Origin of the sequence: Saccharopolyspora sp. ASAGF58 (assembly GCF_012277335.1) — a bacterium.
Classification (GTDB): domain Bacteria; phylum Actinomycetota; class Actinomycetes; order Mycobacteriales; family Pseudonocardiaceae; genus Saccharopolyspora; species Saccharopolyspora hattusasensis.
This window is the reverse complement of record NZ_CP040605.1, coordinates 2,486,500-2,499,621: the sequence shown is the minus strand read 5'-3', so window position 1 is coordinate 2,499,621 and position 13,122 is coordinate 2,486,500. Positions and strand designations below refer to the sequence as shown.

The window sequence follows — 13,122 nt, the reverse complement described above, 5'->3', positions numbered from 1 at the left end:
GAGCGGCCGATATCCTGGTAAATCGTGTCCTCCCCTTCGCACCACGACTCCGTCACGTCCGCCGAGCAGCTGCAGGCCCGGGAGCGCCAAGCGCAGCGCAACGCCGTCGTGGAATTGGTGAAGGTCGCACCGGTCGCCGAGGAGCTCGCGCAGCGATTCGCCGCGGCGGGCCACCGGCTGTACCTGGTCGGCGGCAGCGTGCGGGACGCCCTGCTGGGCCGGTTGGGCACCGACCTGGACTTCACCACCGAGGCACGACCGGAGCAGGTCCGCGAGCTGCTGACCGGCTGGGCGGAGACGATCTGGGACACCGGGATCCAGTTCGGCACGCTCGGCGCGTACCGGCACGGCACGACGGTGGAGATCACCACGTTCCGCGCGGACACCTACGACCGCGTGGGCCGCAACCCCGACGTCGCCTTCGGCGACACCATCGAGGGCGACCTGGTGCGCCGCGACTTCACCGTGAACGCGATGGCCATCGAGCTGCCCGGCCGCACGTTCGTCGACCTGCACGGCGGGATGGCCGACCTGGCGGACCGGCGGCTGGACACCCCGGCCGCGCCGGAGGACTCCTTCGCCGACGACCCGCTGCGGATGCTGCGCGCCGCCCGCTTCGTCTCCCAGCTCGGCTTCACCGCCACCGACCGGGTCGTGACGGCGATGACCGACATGGCCACCGAGATCACCCGGATCACCCCGGAGCGGGTGCAGGTCGAGCTGTCCAAGCTGTTGTGCGGCGAGTTCCCGCGGCGCGGCATCGAGCTGCTGGTGGAGAGCGGGCTGGCCGACCACGTGCTACCTGAGTTGCCGGCCATGAAGCTGGAGATCGACGAGCACCACCAGCACAAGGACGTCTACCGGCACTCGCTGACGGTCCTGGACCAGGCGATCGACCTGGAGCGGTCGGCCGATCCGGCGGGCGAGCCGGACCTGGTGCTGCGGCTGGCGGCGCTGCTGCACGACATCGGCAAGCCGGCCACCCGCCGGTTCGAGTCGGGCGGCGGGGTGAGCTTCCACCACCACGAGGTCGTGGGCGCGAAGATGGTCCGCAAGCGGCTGCGCGCGCTGCGGTACCCGAAGGACGTCATCAAGGACGTCGCGGACCTGGTGTTCCTGCACCTGCGCTTCCACGGCTACAGCGACGGCCAGTGGACCGACTCGGCGGTCCGCCGCTACGTCAACGACGCGGGCCCGTTGCTGCCCCGGCTGCACAAGCTGGTGCGCGCGGACTGCACGACCCGCAACAAGCGCAAGGCGACGGCCCTGCAGCGGGCGTACGACGAGCTTGAAGAGCGCATCACGCGGATCGCCGAGGCGGAGGATCTGGCGAAGGTCCGGCCCGATCTGGACGGCAACGAGATCATGCGGCTGCTCGGCGTCGAGCCGGGCCCGGTCGTGGGCCGGGCCTGGAAGCACCTGAAAGAGCTACGCCTGGACCGCGGCCCGATGTCCCGCGACGAGGCCGTCGAGGAGCTCTTCCGCTGGGCCCGCGAACAGGGCATCGACGTTTCCTGAGCCCTTGCGCCTGCACCCCTTCGCTTCGGTTTCGGGTTCTTCCACCGCAGGTCAGAAGGTTTTAATAGTATCGAATACTATTTCCTGCTGTGATCTTCTGGTGTTGAGCAGTCGTTGATACTGCTGCTCGGTCGGCCGGGCGGGCTGCCGGACGCGGTTTCGGTCAGGGTGGTTCGGGCGCGGTCGACCAGTGAGATCATGCGATGGTGGGATCAGATGCGGACGTGGAACCGGGGACGCTGCTCGTCGCTGCCCCACAGCTGCTGGACCGGAACTTCCGGCGGACGGTGGTCTACGTGATCCACCACCGCGCCGAGGGCACCCTGGGTGTCGTGCTGAACCGGCCGAGCGAGGTAGCGGTGCACGACGTGCTGCCGAAGTGGGGCCAGCACGCGAGCGAACCGCAGTCGCTGTTCGTCGGCGGGCCGGTGGAACAGCGCACGGCGATCTGCCTGGCGACGCTGCGCGCGGGTGAGAACGTCGGCGCGATCGCGGGCATGGTCGGGGTCCGCGGCCCGGTCGGCCTGGTCGACCTCGACGGCGACCCCAACGAACTGGTCCCCCGGGCCCGCGGCCTCCGCTTCTTCGCGGGTTACGCCGGCTGGGAGCCGGGCCAGCTCGCCGGCGAGATCGAACGCGGCGACTGGATCGTCGTCCCGGCCCTGCCGGACGACGTCATCGCCGACCCGGGCGCCGAGCTCTGGGGGCGGGTCCTGCGCCGCCAAGGCCCCCCGCTGGCATTCCTCGCGACCCACCCCGGCGACGTGAAGCTCAACTAAGGCCTGTGTTTCGAAAGTGGTTTGCGTAGCGGTGCGGGTAGCCACACCGCAAGCGGCTGCTGCCGCTCACGTCCTAGGAACGAGCCAATCGGGTGCGGGGCCTGTGGATGGACAGGCGAGTTATCCCCAGATTTGGGAGTTATCCACAGAGTTGTGGACAGGTTCGGAGTGGACGGGGCAGAGCCAGCCGTTGCGGTGTCCCCGGGAAGATCAGTTCTGCTTGAGCACGCCGCAGCAGCCGCCGGCGCAGCCACCGCATCCGGCGGCGGGCGCCGGCGCGGGCATCGACTCGGCGGCGCGGTTGCCGACCACTCCGCCGACGGTCATCAGCGCGAAGGCGCCGATCAGCCCGAACACCGCGACCATCACGACGCTGGACGTGGCGGCCAGCATCGGCAGCGAGACACCGGCGAGCACCGCGATCGCGCCGCCGGCCAGCATCGCGGGTGCCGCGGCCCGGTTGGCGAGCTCGAACGCGTCCTCGCTGCGCATGGCGGCGGGGGTGCGAACACCGATGTAGCGGTTGCGGGTCAGTTGGCCCCGCAGCCCCCGGAAGCCCAGGAACAGCAGCGCCGCTCCGCCGAGGACCAGGACAGCGCAGAGGATCACCTGTACAGCGAGCACTCCGACAGCGTAAGCCTCACCTGCTCGCCACCTGCCCGACACCCAGGTCAGGTGTGCTGTCGGCCATGGCGAAGTTTCCTGTCTCAACCGGAGATTTCTGTCTCAACCGGACCGCTGGCGGCCGCGCTCGCGGTGGATCTACCGGCCGCACGGCCTGCAGTTCGACGGCAGTCGAATTTCCATTGAAATTGCGGAAGTTGTCCACAGCCGTCGGCGTGTCGGGGTGCGACACGCCGATCATCCGCAATTTCCATTGAAATCGAAGGTCCGATTTCCATTGAAATTGCGGAACGGCGAAGCTTGGTGCTGGTCAGCGACGACAACTTCGCCCCGAACCAGACCACACAGCTAATCACGCTGGCCGTGAAGTGACCCCTGATTCAGTCGCGTAGCGGGAAGTCGCCGGCACCGATGAGCTGCCCGAGGTAGTGCTTGAGCCGTTCCGTGGTGTCGGCGACTTCGTCCTGCAGCGCCAGCTGCTCATCGAGACTGGACATGACTTCTACGATCGCCTCTTGCTGATCCAGCGGGGGCAACCAGACCGGCAATTGCCGCACGGTCCTGGCACTCAGGCTCGGGATCGTCGTTCGCGAGCAATGTTTGTCCATCCAGTCCTGCGCCCACTCGGCGGCGAGGTAGTGGAGCAGGTAGTGGTTTCTCAGTTCTGGCGCGCGGGGGCGCAGTCGGAGGAAACCGGGACCGAACAGCGACCCCACGTGCTCGGCGGTGACGAGTGCGGTCCGGCCGATGGTGCCGGTGCGCGAGCACAGGATGTCGCTGGTCTGAAGCAGGTAGCGGGCCAACCTCTCGCGCGCGACCGGGTCGACGCGCTCCACCTTCTCGGGCACCAGCCGATTCCGGCGCAGGTTGCGCGGAGTCAGCACCGGTATCCCGTGCTCATGCGCGGGGATTTCGCGGAGCATGCCGCTCGGCCCGGCGAGCACGTCGCAGACTTCGCCTAGCGGCACAGTCGGTGGTGCCGGGCGGTTGTTCCTCGCCGCGAGGCTTGCCAGATCAAGGCGGTCGAGCTGCCGAGCGACCAGGTCCTCCAGTTCTGCCGAGCGACGGGCCAACCGTGACAGTTGCTGATGTTGCTCGGTTACGGCGGTTGCGAACTCAGTCGGGCGGAACCGGGCCTGCGGGCTGGACAGGTACATCGCCGGTTGTAGCTGGTAGTCCTGTCCACTGATTTCCGAGATGTCGACGGAGCGGGCGAATCCCGGTTTGAGCACCGCCTCCCCTCTCCGGTGCTGCCGGTGGATCGCGACGATTTCGGCGATGTCCGAGTCCGCCAACTCGTGCAGGATCCGACTGGTCGGGCGGCCGCGGTCCTTGGCGCTGACGAAGAGGACCCGATCGTCGGATTCCGACGGCGCACGCAACAGCCAGAGGTCAACCGGGATACCGGTGGCGCGGAAGAGACCCCGGGGTAGTTCGATCACGGCCTCCACCGTTCGCGCGTCGATCAGCTTGCGTCGGATGCCTGCTTCCACGCCACCCGCGAACGTTGCGGCAGGAGCCATCACTACAGCTGCCCGACCGCCGTGTGCCAGTTTGTCGAGAACATGCTGGATCCACGCGAAGTTGGCGCTGCTGCGCGGCGGTGTGCCGAAACGCCAGCGCGGATCGTGCGGTCGATCCGTCCAGTCCCGCATGGCGAACGGCGGATTGGTCATGATCACGTCGAACTTCCGGTCGCGGTCCACGTCCTGCCGGAGCACGTCGCTGGGCCCGCGATCGAGATCGGCGGTGATGCCGCGCAACGCGAACCGCAGGTCGGCCACTCGCCAGGAAAACTGCGCCAGCGCACGACCGGTGATGGCAGCGGACCAGCCGAGCAGTTCGGCTGCGGCGACCAGGAAGCTGCCGTTGCCGCAGCACGGGTCGTAGATCGTTTCGCCCTCGATCGGCTTCAGCAACGCGGTGACGGTTCGGACGATCGAACGTGGGGTATGGAACTCGCTGGTCATCTGGAACTCAGCGAAGTCCTCCAGCAGATCGTCGAGAAGAGCGGTCGCGCTATTCTCTCCGTTCTTGATCAGGTCGAGGCTCTCAACGACCCGCATGACGCGGATCGGATCGATCTCCTCGGCGAAACGCAGTCCGAGTTTCTCCAGCTGAGCGAGTGCTTGGCGCATCCGCCCGCTTCCTGCTGGATGCTGCAGCTCGGCGCGAATGGCTTTCCATTGTCCGCTTGCTCGAGCCTGCAGGAGACCGAGCATGAACTCCTGGTAGTTGGCCCGGGCTGCGGCTCCGCGCAGTTCGTGAAGTCCAGAGATCGCGAATTTTCGTACCTCAGCGGCGGGGTCGGCCTTCGGCGGTGCGAGTTGAGACGGCAACGTGCCCGCGAGACCTAACGCCCGGCGGAAGCGATCGCCGTAGGTGGTGCCTTCCGGCTCGTCCACTCGCCGCTTGTCGCGCGGTATGCGGCGTTTGTCGAGCCAGGCCGCGACCTCCAATGCGGAGAAGCTTCCGTCCGGCGCGGCGGGGAAGTCGGCGTCGCGTTCGCGCCAGTTGCTCACGGCCGCACGGCCGACTCCTGCGGCGCGGGCGATTTCGCTGGCAGAAAGCCGCTCGGTCATCGCGCACCTCCGAGGTCGGGCCGCTCGGCGAGTACCTGCGGAACGCGGTCGAATCGCCTGGTCTCCACCTTGAGCGTGACCGACAGGTAGCCGAGCAGCTGGTGGATGCGGCTGTGGTAGCCGGTCAAACGGCGGTTGAAGATCGGTTCGTAGTGCATGATCCGGTTCCGGAAGTGCCGCACCGCGTCGAGTTCGCTGTGCAACTTCCTGCGCCGGTCGGAGAAGTTCGGGAACGCGCGGTGCAGTGCGGGCACCCAGAGCTTGCGGTCGTAGCTCACGCCTCGGCTGACCAGCGACACCCAGAAGCCGAAGGTCAACGCGGCCACGATGTCATCCGCTGTCGTGGCGCGGTCTCGCAGGTCGAGTCGCTTCTTGAGCTTGGCTTCAGCCTCCCGCACCTCCGCTTGTCCGTTGTGATCGAGAGGCGCCACTTCCCACCAGCATTGGCATCGAAGTGGTCCCGCAACGTCTCGTGCATCGCGTTGCGGAGCGCGACCTCGAGCCAGTGCAGCGGACTGTAGAAGGCAGCACAGACCGACAAGTTCCACTGGGCGGACGCCGCGCCCACGTCACCGGCGGTCTGCGCCAGATACGGCGTCATGCGCGCGGGTGACAGCGTCTTGAGCACCCATTCGGCGGAGTCGCCGGACATCGTTTTCCCCCAGGTTTTCGGTCGGTTCGCGTTAGGCTTGGGTACGTAAGCCCCGGGTCCGCCTCTGCGTCAGCGCGCATGCCGCCCGGGGCATCTTCTTGCCGCGATTCGCGGCGCTCGAAAAGCGCACCACGTTGCGCGAAATTTGTGAACAGCCTTCGTGGCGTGAGCGGAATAGTGAAGACCGGAACCGCGAGGCTCATCCCGCTGGCCCTTAAGTGATCTCGGCTACCCTGGAGCCGTGCGCGCGAGGCTGCTGCTTCTTGCGAGGCCGCGTTGACCGCCTGTTAGCAGGCGTCAACGCGGCGACCCCTCATGCCCGACAGGGCCTGGGGGGTTTTCCATTTTCCGCAGGCGGCACACTTAGGCAGGCACGACCCGCGCGGTTCGGGCGAGAAGGCAGGGAAGGACGCAACACGATGAGTGGCCAGGCAGAGGGCTCGACGACCGGGGTTTCCGAAGAGGTCCCGCAGTTCCGCTACACGGCGGACACGGCGACCGAGATCGAGCAGCGGTGGCAGCGCCTCTGGGACGAGCACGGCACGTTCCACGCGCCGAACCCGGCCGGCCCACTCCAGGGCGACCTTCCGGCGGACAAGCTGTTCGTCCAGGACATGTTCCCGTACCCGTCCGGCGCCGGACTGCACGTCGGCCACCCGCTGGGCTTCATCGGCACCGACGTCTACGCCCGCTACCACCGGATGCTGGGCCGCAACGTGCTGCACACGATGGGCTTCGACGCGTTCGGCCTGCCCGCCGAGCAGTACGCGGTGCAGACGGGGACCCACCCGCGGACCACCACCGAAGCCAACATCGAGCGCTACCTGGGCCAGATCCGCCGGCTGGGCCTGGGCCACGACGAGCGCCGCCGGGTCGCCACCACCGACCTCGAGTTCTACCGGTGGACGCAGTGGATCTTCCTGCAGATCTTCAACGCCTGGTACGACACCGATGCCAACGGCGGCAAGGGCCGCGCCCGGCCGATCAGCGAGCTGGAAGAGCAGTTCGCCACCGGTGAGCGCGCCACCCCGGACGGCCGCCCGTGGGCCGAGCTATCCCGCGCCGAGCAGCGCAAGACCATCGACTCCTACCGGTTGGCCTACCTTTCGGAGGCGCCGGTGAACTGGGCGCCCGGCCTGGGCACCGTGGTCGCGAACGAGGAGGTCACCGCCGACGGGCTGACCGAGCGTGGCAACTTCCCGGTGTTCCGCCGCAACCTGAAGCAGTGGATGATGCGGATCACCGCGTACGCCGACCGCCTGGTCGACGACCTGGACCGGCTGGACTGGTCGGACAAGGTCAAGACCATGCAGCGGAACTGGATCGGCCGTTCGCAAGGCGCGAACTTGGTGTTCCCGCTGGACGGTTCGGCACACCACATCGAGGCCTTCACCACCCGCCCGGACACCCTGTTCGGCGTCACCTACATGGTGCTGGCCCCGGAGCACCCGCTGGTCGACGAGCTGACCGCGGCCGCGTGGCCGGCCGAGGTCGACGACCGCTGGACCGGCGGCGCGGCGACCCCGGCGGAGGCGGTCGCGCAGTACCGGCGGGCCGCGTCGATGAAGTCCGACCTGGACCGCCAGGAGAACAAGGAGAAGACCGGCGTCTTCACCGGTGCCTGGGCGACCAACCCGGTCAACGGCAAGCAGATCCCGGTGTTCATCGCGGACTACGTGCTGATGGGCTACGGCACCGGCGCGATCATGGCGGTGCCCGGCGAGGACGCCCGCGACCACGAGTTCGCGGGCGTGTTCGGCCTGCCGATCATCCGCACCGTGCAGCCGTCCGCGGACTTCGAAGGCGGCGCCTACACCGGTGAGGGGCCGCGGATCAACTCCGCGAACCCGGACGTCGGCCTGGACCTGAACGGGCTAGGCCTGGACGACGCGAAGAAGACCATCATCGCCTGGCTGGAGGAGCACGGCCACGGCCGTGGCACCGTCCAGTACAAGCTGCGCGACTGGCTGTTCGCGCGGCAGCGCTACTGGGGCGAACCGTTCCCGATCGTCTACGGCGAGGACGGCGTGCCGCTGGGGCTGCCGGAGGACCAGCTGCCGGTCGAGCTGCCCGAGGTGGAGGACTACTCGCCGCGCACCTTCGAGCCGGAGGACGCCGACAGCAAGCCGGAGCCGCCGCTGGCCAAGGCCACCGACTGGGCCGAGGTGGAGCTGGACCTGGGCGACGGGCTGAAGCACTACAGGCGCGACACCAACGTGATGCCGCAGTGGGCCGGTTCCTGCTGGTACCAGCTGCGCTACATCGACCCGATCAACTCAGAGCGGTTCGTCGACCCGGCCAACGAGCGCTACTGGATGGGCAAGCACCCGGAGCTGCACGGCGCGAACGACCCGGGCGGCGTGGACCTGTACGTGGGCGGCGTGGAGCACGCGGTGCTGCACCTGCTGTACTCCCGGTTCTGGCACAAGGTGCTGCACGACCTGGGCTACCTGGAGTCGGAGGAGCCGTACCGGCGGCTGTTCAACCAGGGCTACATCCAGGCCTACGCCTTCACCGACCCGCGCGGGGTCTACGTCCCCGCCGAGGAAGTGGAGGAGCGGGACGGGAAGTTCTACTTCCAGGGCCAGGAGGTCAACCGCGAGTACGGGAAGATGGGCAAGAGCCTGAAGAACTCCGTCTCCCCGGACGAGATGGCCGACGCCTACGGCGCGGACACCTTGCGGCTGTACGAGATGTCGATGGGGCCGTTGGAGGCTTCGCGTCCGTGGTCGACCAAGGACGTCGTGGGCTCGCACCGGTTCCTGCAGCGGCTGTGGCGCAACGTCGTCGACGAGAACACCGGTGCGCTGCGGGTGACCGATGAGCAGCCGGGCGTCGAGGCGCTGCGGGCGCTGCACAAGACCATCGCCGGGGTTCGGGAGGACTACGCGGAGCTGCGGTTCAACACCGCGGTGGCGAAGCTGATCGAGTTCAACAACCGGCTCACCAAGACCTATTCGTCGGCGGCGGGCACCCCGCGGTCGCTGGTGGAGCCGCTGGTGCTGATGGCCGCGCCGCTGACGCCGCACCTGGCCGAGGAGCTGTGGGCCCGGCTGGGCCACGGCGGGAGCCTGGCGCACGGCCCGTTCCCGGAGGCCGAGGAGGAGTACCTGGTCGAGGACACCGCGGAGTACCCGATCCAGGTCAACGGCAAGGTGCGGTCCCGGGTCGTGGTGCCGGCCTCGGCGGATCAGGACGCGGTGAAGGCGGCGGCGCTGGCGGACGAGAAGATCGTCGCGGCGCTGGACGGCAAGGACCCGCGCAAGGTCATCGTCGTCCCGGGTCGCCTGGTCAACGTCGTCGCCTGATCAGTGCGCCTCGGAGGCCGCAATTTCCATTGAAATCGAAGATTCAATTTCAATGGAAGTTGCGGTCCCTCTGGACCTGGCGAGGTAGGTCAGATGGCGGTGTGTTGGTAACTTTGCGCTCTCGAAGGCGATCACCGGGGCGATCACCGGGGCGATCACCGAGGCGATCAACCAGGCGATCACCCGGGCGATCAACGTGCTGTTCGGCCAGCTCCGTCCGTATGCGGTGGACCTGGTGACGGCCTTCGGCCTGCCCCGCCAGTTACTCCCAGCCCCGATCGTCACCGGCGCCGAGGCCGTCGCCAGGAAGCCCAGCACGCGGCCCACGGAACGGCGCCGATCGTGTTGTGCGGCGCGGCGCTGGCGATTGCCCTGCGAGCCGTAGCGAGGCCAATAACGTCACCGTCGCCGATCGCCCAACCATGAACACGCTGACTACCGCACTGCGTAAGGCAAAAGTGATCACCGTGCAAGATGTGAAAGAACTCGAGACATGCGCGGGCTTGCGCAACCAGGCCGCACACGGCGACTTCGAATCGCTCAGCCACGAGCGGGCCGGTCTGATGGAGCAGCAGGTTTGCGCCGGAAGTGCCAGCGCACCGCCCGAACAGATCAAACAGATCAAACAGGTCAATTGCGGAACAGGGCGTTGAGGTCCGAGAAGTCCACCGCGTCGGCGAGCGTGTCGTAGCTGCCGTGCTCCAGTGCTTCCCGGATCCCCCGGCGCGCCACGGCATATGCGGCCTGCGCGACTGCCGCGCCGAGGCTGATGCGAGCGGCTCCGGCCTCGGCCAGCTCCGCGACGGTGGGCGCGCCAGGGCGGGCCAGGACGTTCAACGGCCGTTCGATGTTCGCCGCCAGCTCGGAGATCACCGCGATATCGGTCGTTCCGGGAACGAAGATCCCGTCCGCACCGGCCTCCGCATAGGCGGCCGCGCGGGCGATGGCATCGCGCAACCGCTCTGCCGGATCGTCGTGCACGGGACGGAGGAAGGGATCGGTGCGCGCGTTGATGAACAGCGGGATTTGCGCGGCGTCGGCCGCCGCGCGAGCAGCGGCGATGCGCGCGACCTGCTCTCCGACCGGGCGAAGCGACGGTCCGACGCCGTCTTCGATGTTGACGCCGATCGCGCCGGCGTCCAGCACCAGGCGGATGGTTTCCCCGACGCCGTCGGGGTTTTCGGCGAAGCCGCTCTCGATGTCGGCGGTGACCGGCAGGTCGACGGCGGCGGCGACGCGCGCGATCAGCTCGATGGCGAACCGTCGATCGAGCGCGTTGCCGTCGGCGGCACCGAGGCTCCACGCGACGCCCGCGCTCGTGGTCGCCACCGCCGTCGCCCCGGCGTCCTCGACGAGCCGTGCACTGGCCGAGTCCCAGGCGTTGGGCAGGACCAGCGGCGCCCGTTCGGCGTGCAGTGAGTGGAAGATCTTCGCCTTGTCCCGCTGGGTGATCGTCATGTCCGCAGTCCACCACATTTCGGCCAGCAGGACTGGCGGATATGCGTCGTGCACGGGATGACCAACGCGCCATTGGGGTGTTCGACCCACAGTCCGCGACCGCGTGACCAGCCGGTGAACTTCCGATCCCAAGCCAGCGAAACGGCGGCTCGTCTCAGACGGGCCGCCGTTTCTGCTACCCGGCAGCCCTCTGACTCACCGCTGCTGATTGCGCCGCAGCTTGCGGCGTTCCCAGGCGTTGGGGTGGCGGATGGTCACCCCGGCTGCGCTTCGCGGTCGGCGTTGGAAGCGCGCAGCTCACTCTGGTCGGAGGCGCCAGGGACCTCAGCAGTCATGAGGTTGATGATATAGAGCGGCCACCGCTGACCATCGTGATTCGTGCGGCCCGGGGAGACCTGCAAGAAAGGCAGTCGACGTTCGTGTCGAGCGAGGCGAGTTGCCTACTTTTTGGCCGAAGCTATGAAGTTGATCCATCGATGTGCTGTGAAGACAAGTGTCCCGCCGTTTGGGTCTTTGCTGTCGCGGACGCCCACTGCTGGAAGTGCCAACGCGACCTCGACGCAACCTTGCGAGCTGGTCGAGTAGCTGGACTTGAACCAGTGGGCGTTGGCTAAGTTATCCCCAAGATCTGACACTCGTTCATGTTATCTGCTGCAACGCCTTGCGAATCAGCTGTTTGGAGTAGTCCCGGTCCGCTGCGCGGCTCAGTGCTTCGGAGAACGCGACGCTGTACTGGTGGATCTTCAGTTCGCTCTCGACGAGAGTCAACGAGGTCACGGTCTCGTGCCAGCCGAGGCGCACGAGCCGGGTGCTCGGGAACGTCAGCAAGTGGAAGGTTGAGCTTCCCAGCGCGCAGTACGCACCGGCGCTGAACGGGATTATCCGGAGATCGAGCGTGTCGGGATGTTCGTCGGCCAGCACGAGCAGGCGCTCCAGCTGTTCCGCCAGAACTTCGGGGCCGCCGACCTGTTGGTAGAGGGCGCCCTCAGCCATGAGGAGCGTCGCGTGGAGCGGATCTGGCCCGCCGAGGCGGTCCTGCCTGCGACTTCGGGCTTCGATGCGGCGTTCGACCTCTGACTTGCGCAGGTTCGCACTGTCGCCGCTGTGGACGGCGCGAGAGTAGTTTTCGGTCTGCAGCAAGCCCGAGATCATGGCGCCCTCATAGGTGTGCATCTCTTGCGCGCCGTGCTCGTACCCGAAGAACCTGATTAGCTCTGGCGAGAAAAGCCCGCTGTAGCGCGACCACCAGCCGCTTCCATCTGAAGCTCGGCGCAGCGCAAGGAGTTCCGCGCATTCGTCGTCACTTACGCCGTAGTTGGCGAGCAGCTTCTCCAGCTTGTCCTCGGCGATCCGGCGGCGGCCGTGTTCGACGTTGCTCAGGTAGTTCTGCGTGATACCAATGGATTTCGCGCCTTCGGTGGAGCTCAGGTCGAGCAGTTCGCGTGCCTCCCTGAGGCGGATGCCGAGTTCCCACGCTGCGACGAGCGGTGAAGAGGGTGCCATCTGGTTCCCCATGTCGTGTGTCGGATCGGGAAATGCTTCAGGTTTAGCACAGAGAACATGACCCGATCAGGTAATATCCCCAGAAAGATTTCCAGGATACTTTTTGATCTAGACGGCGGCGGGCTGGCTCGCTCCCCGTTCCCCCGACACGACCGGTCCGCCGCCGTCTTTCCCCTTACTCCTGGAGGTGCTTGGTGCTTTTCCCTCGGTTGGAGCCGCAGCGGCCCGTTTGTTACTGGCGACCTTTCGAAGGCGTTCGGCACGGGTTGGAGCCCGACGAGCCGCCCTTTCCCGGGCAGGAGCGCTCCACCTTGTGCGGCCGGACGTTCAACATCGGCCGACCGGAGGCGATGAGCCTGCGTTCACTGGGTGCTGCGTTGCGAGCCGTGGGCGACGTGGACGCAGCACGAGCTGTCTTGGGCGAAGCGCTCGTGCTCTTTGAGGAACTCGATGAAAGCGAGGCCAACATCGTGCGTGAGGAGATTGCCGCGCTGGCTACACCTTGATCGAGGCTACAAAGGCGGCCCACTTCCCGGCCTGGAAGACGAGGACTCCGCCCTGCCGGTCCTTGGTGTCTCGAACGGCGACAACGTCGCGCCTCCTAGCTACCTCGACACAAGCTTGTGAGTTGGTGGTGTAGCTCGACGTAACCCACGGGGCGCTATGAAGCTGTTCCTCTAAGCCTGACACCCAATCAG

The 13,122-nt window shown here is 67.2% G+C and carries 14 protein-coding genes; 5 read left to right on the top strand and 9 right to left on the bottom strand.

Annotated features, from left to right (window positions below):
- Nucleotides 1–24: 24 nt before the first annotated feature.
- Together FDZ84_RS11820 and FDZ84_RS11815 are read left to right on the top strand one after the other, a co-directional pair.
- Nucleotides 25–1,518 (top strand): CCA tRNA nucleotidyltransferase, encoded by a 1,494-nt coding sequence (locus FDZ84_RS11820; protein ID WP_168585927.1) that lies wholly within the window; start codon nt 25–27, stop codon nt 1,516–1,518.
- A gap of 203 nt (nt 1,519–1,721) precedes the next feature.
- Nucleotides 1,722–2,297 (top strand): YqgE/AlgH family protein, encoded by a 576-nt coding sequence (locus FDZ84_RS11815; protein WP_168585926.1) that lies wholly within the window; start codon nt 1,722–1,724, stop codon nt 2,295–2,297.
- 210 nt (nt 2,298–2,507) lie between these two features.
- On the opposite strand, the gene FDZ84_RS11810 is transcribed toward FDZ84_RS11815, so the two are convergent.
- From FDZ84_RS11810 to FDZ84_RS11795, 4 genes are all read right to left on the bottom strand, one after another.
- Nucleotides 2,508–2,921 (bottom strand): SdpI family protein, encoded by a 414-nt coding sequence (locus tag FDZ84_RS11810; RefSeq protein ID WP_168585925.1) that lies wholly within the window; start codon nt 2,919–2,921, stop codon nt 2,508–2,510.
- A 16-nt stretch (nt 2,922–2,937) separates the two neighbouring features.
- Nucleotides 2,938–3,162 carry a hypothetical protein gene (locus FDZ84_RS11805; protein ID WP_168585924.1) on the bottom strand — a complete coding sequence of 75 codons (225 nt, stop codon included), beginning with the start codon at nt 3,160–3,162 and terminating at the stop codon, nt 2,938–2,940.
- A 139-nt stretch (nt 3,163–3,301) separates the two neighbouring features.
- Nucleotides 3,302–5,503: an N-6 DNA methylase gene (locus tag FDZ84_RS11800; protein ID WP_168585923.1), complete on the bottom strand. Its 2,202-nt coding sequence runs from the start codon at nt 5,501–5,503 to the stop codon at nt 3,302–3,304.
- A complete protein-coding gene (locus tag FDZ84_RS11795) occupies nt 5,500–5,934 on the bottom strand; it encodes a hypothetical protein (RefSeq protein ID WP_246868953.1) in 435 nt (144 codons plus the stop codon). Before FDZ84_RS11795 ends, FDZ84_RS11800 begins: the two co-directional genes overlap by 4 nt.
- Nucleotides 5,935–6,574: 640 nt before the next feature.
- On the opposite strand from FDZ84_RS11795, the gene leuS reads away from it, so the two are divergent.
- Complete coding sequence (leuS, locus tag FDZ84_RS11790) at nt 6,575–9,463, top strand: leucine--tRNA ligase (RefSeq protein WP_168585922.1); 2,889 nt, start codon at nt 6,575–6,577, stop codon at nt 9,461–9,463.
- Here leuS and FDZ84_RS11785 read toward each other — a convergent pair whose 3' ends face one another.
- A complete protein-coding gene (locus FDZ84_RS11785; protein WP_168585921.1) occupies nt 9,464–9,781 on the bottom strand; it encodes a hypothetical protein in 318 nt (105 codons plus the stop codon).
- Between the two features lie 29 nt (nt 9,782–9,810).
- Here FDZ84_RS11785 and FDZ84_RS11780 point away from each other — a divergent pair, with 29 nt between their 5' ends.
- Nucleotides 9,811–10,116: a hypothetical protein gene (locus FDZ84_RS11780; RefSeq protein ID WP_168585920.1), complete on the top strand. Its 306-nt coding sequence runs from the start codon at nt 9,811–9,813 to the stop codon at nt 10,114–10,116.
- On the opposite strand, the gene FDZ84_RS11775 is transcribed toward FDZ84_RS11780, so the two are convergent.
- The 3 genes from FDZ84_RS11775 to FDZ84_RS11765 form a co-directional block, all read right to left on the bottom strand.
- On the bottom strand, nt 10,094–10,975 hold the full coding sequence (locus FDZ84_RS11775) for an isocitrate lyase/phosphoenolpyruvate mutase family protein (protein ID WP_371812838.1): 882 nt from the start codon (nt 10,973–10,975) through the stop codon (nt 10,094–10,096). The two genes, FDZ84_RS11780 and FDZ84_RS11775, sit on opposite strands and share 23 nt — an antisense overlap.
- A 386-nt stretch (nt 10,976–11,361) precedes the next feature.
- On the bottom strand, nt 11,362–11,556 hold the full coding sequence (locus FDZ84_RS11770; protein ID WP_168585919.1) for a DUF397 domain-containing protein: 195 nt from the start codon (nt 11,554–11,556) through the stop codon (nt 11,362–11,364).
- Between the two features lie 4 nt (nt 11,557–11,560).
- A complete protein-coding gene (locus FDZ84_RS11765; protein ID WP_168585918.1) occupies nt 11,561–12,424 on the bottom strand; it encodes a helix-turn-helix transcriptional regulator in 864 nt (287 codons plus the stop codon).
- A 266-nt stretch (nt 12,425–12,690) separates the two neighbouring features.
- Between FDZ84_RS11765 and FDZ84_RS11760 the strand changes: the two genes are divergently transcribed.
- The gene (locus FDZ84_RS11760; protein WP_168585917.1) at nt 12,691–12,930 is read left to right on the top strand and encodes a hypothetical protein; all 240 of its coding nucleotides are present in this window, start codon (nt 12,691–12,693) and stop codon (nt 12,928–12,930) included.
- Here the strand turns inward: FDZ84_RS11760 and FDZ84_RS11755 are convergent.
- Nucleotides 12,920–13,114, bottom strand: a complete 195-nt coding sequence (locus FDZ84_RS11755) for a DUF397 domain-containing protein (protein WP_168585916.1) — start codon at nt 13,112–13,114, stop codon at nt 12,920–12,922. The two genes, FDZ84_RS11760 and FDZ84_RS11755, sit on opposite strands and share 11 nt — an antisense overlap.
- Nucleotides 13,115–13,122 lie beyond the last annotated feature (8 nt).

What these genes read in the sequence shown, in the direction of transcription:
- FDZ84_RS11765 (WP_168585918.1), bottom strand. Translation starts at nt 12,424, where the DNA reads ATGGCACCCTCTTCACCGCTCGTCGCAGCGTGGGAACTCGGCATCCGC.
- FDZ84_RS11805 (WP_168585924.1), bottom strand. Translation starts at nt 3,162, where the DNA reads ATGATCGGCGTGTCGCACCCCGACACGCCGACGGCTGTGGACAACTTC.
- leuS (WP_168585922.1), top strand. Translation starts at nt 6,575, where the DNA reads ATGAGTGGCCAGGCAGAGGGCTCGACGACCGGGGTTTCCGAAGAGGTC.
- FDZ84_RS11815 (WP_168585926.1), top strand. Translation starts at nt 1,722, where the DNA reads ATGGTGGGATCAGATGCGGACGTGGAACCGGGGACGCTGCTCGTCGCT.
- FDZ84_RS11800 (WP_168585923.1), bottom strand. Translation starts at nt 5,503, where the DNA reads ATGACCGAGCGGCTTTCTGCCAGCGAAATCGCCCGCGCCGCAGGAGTC.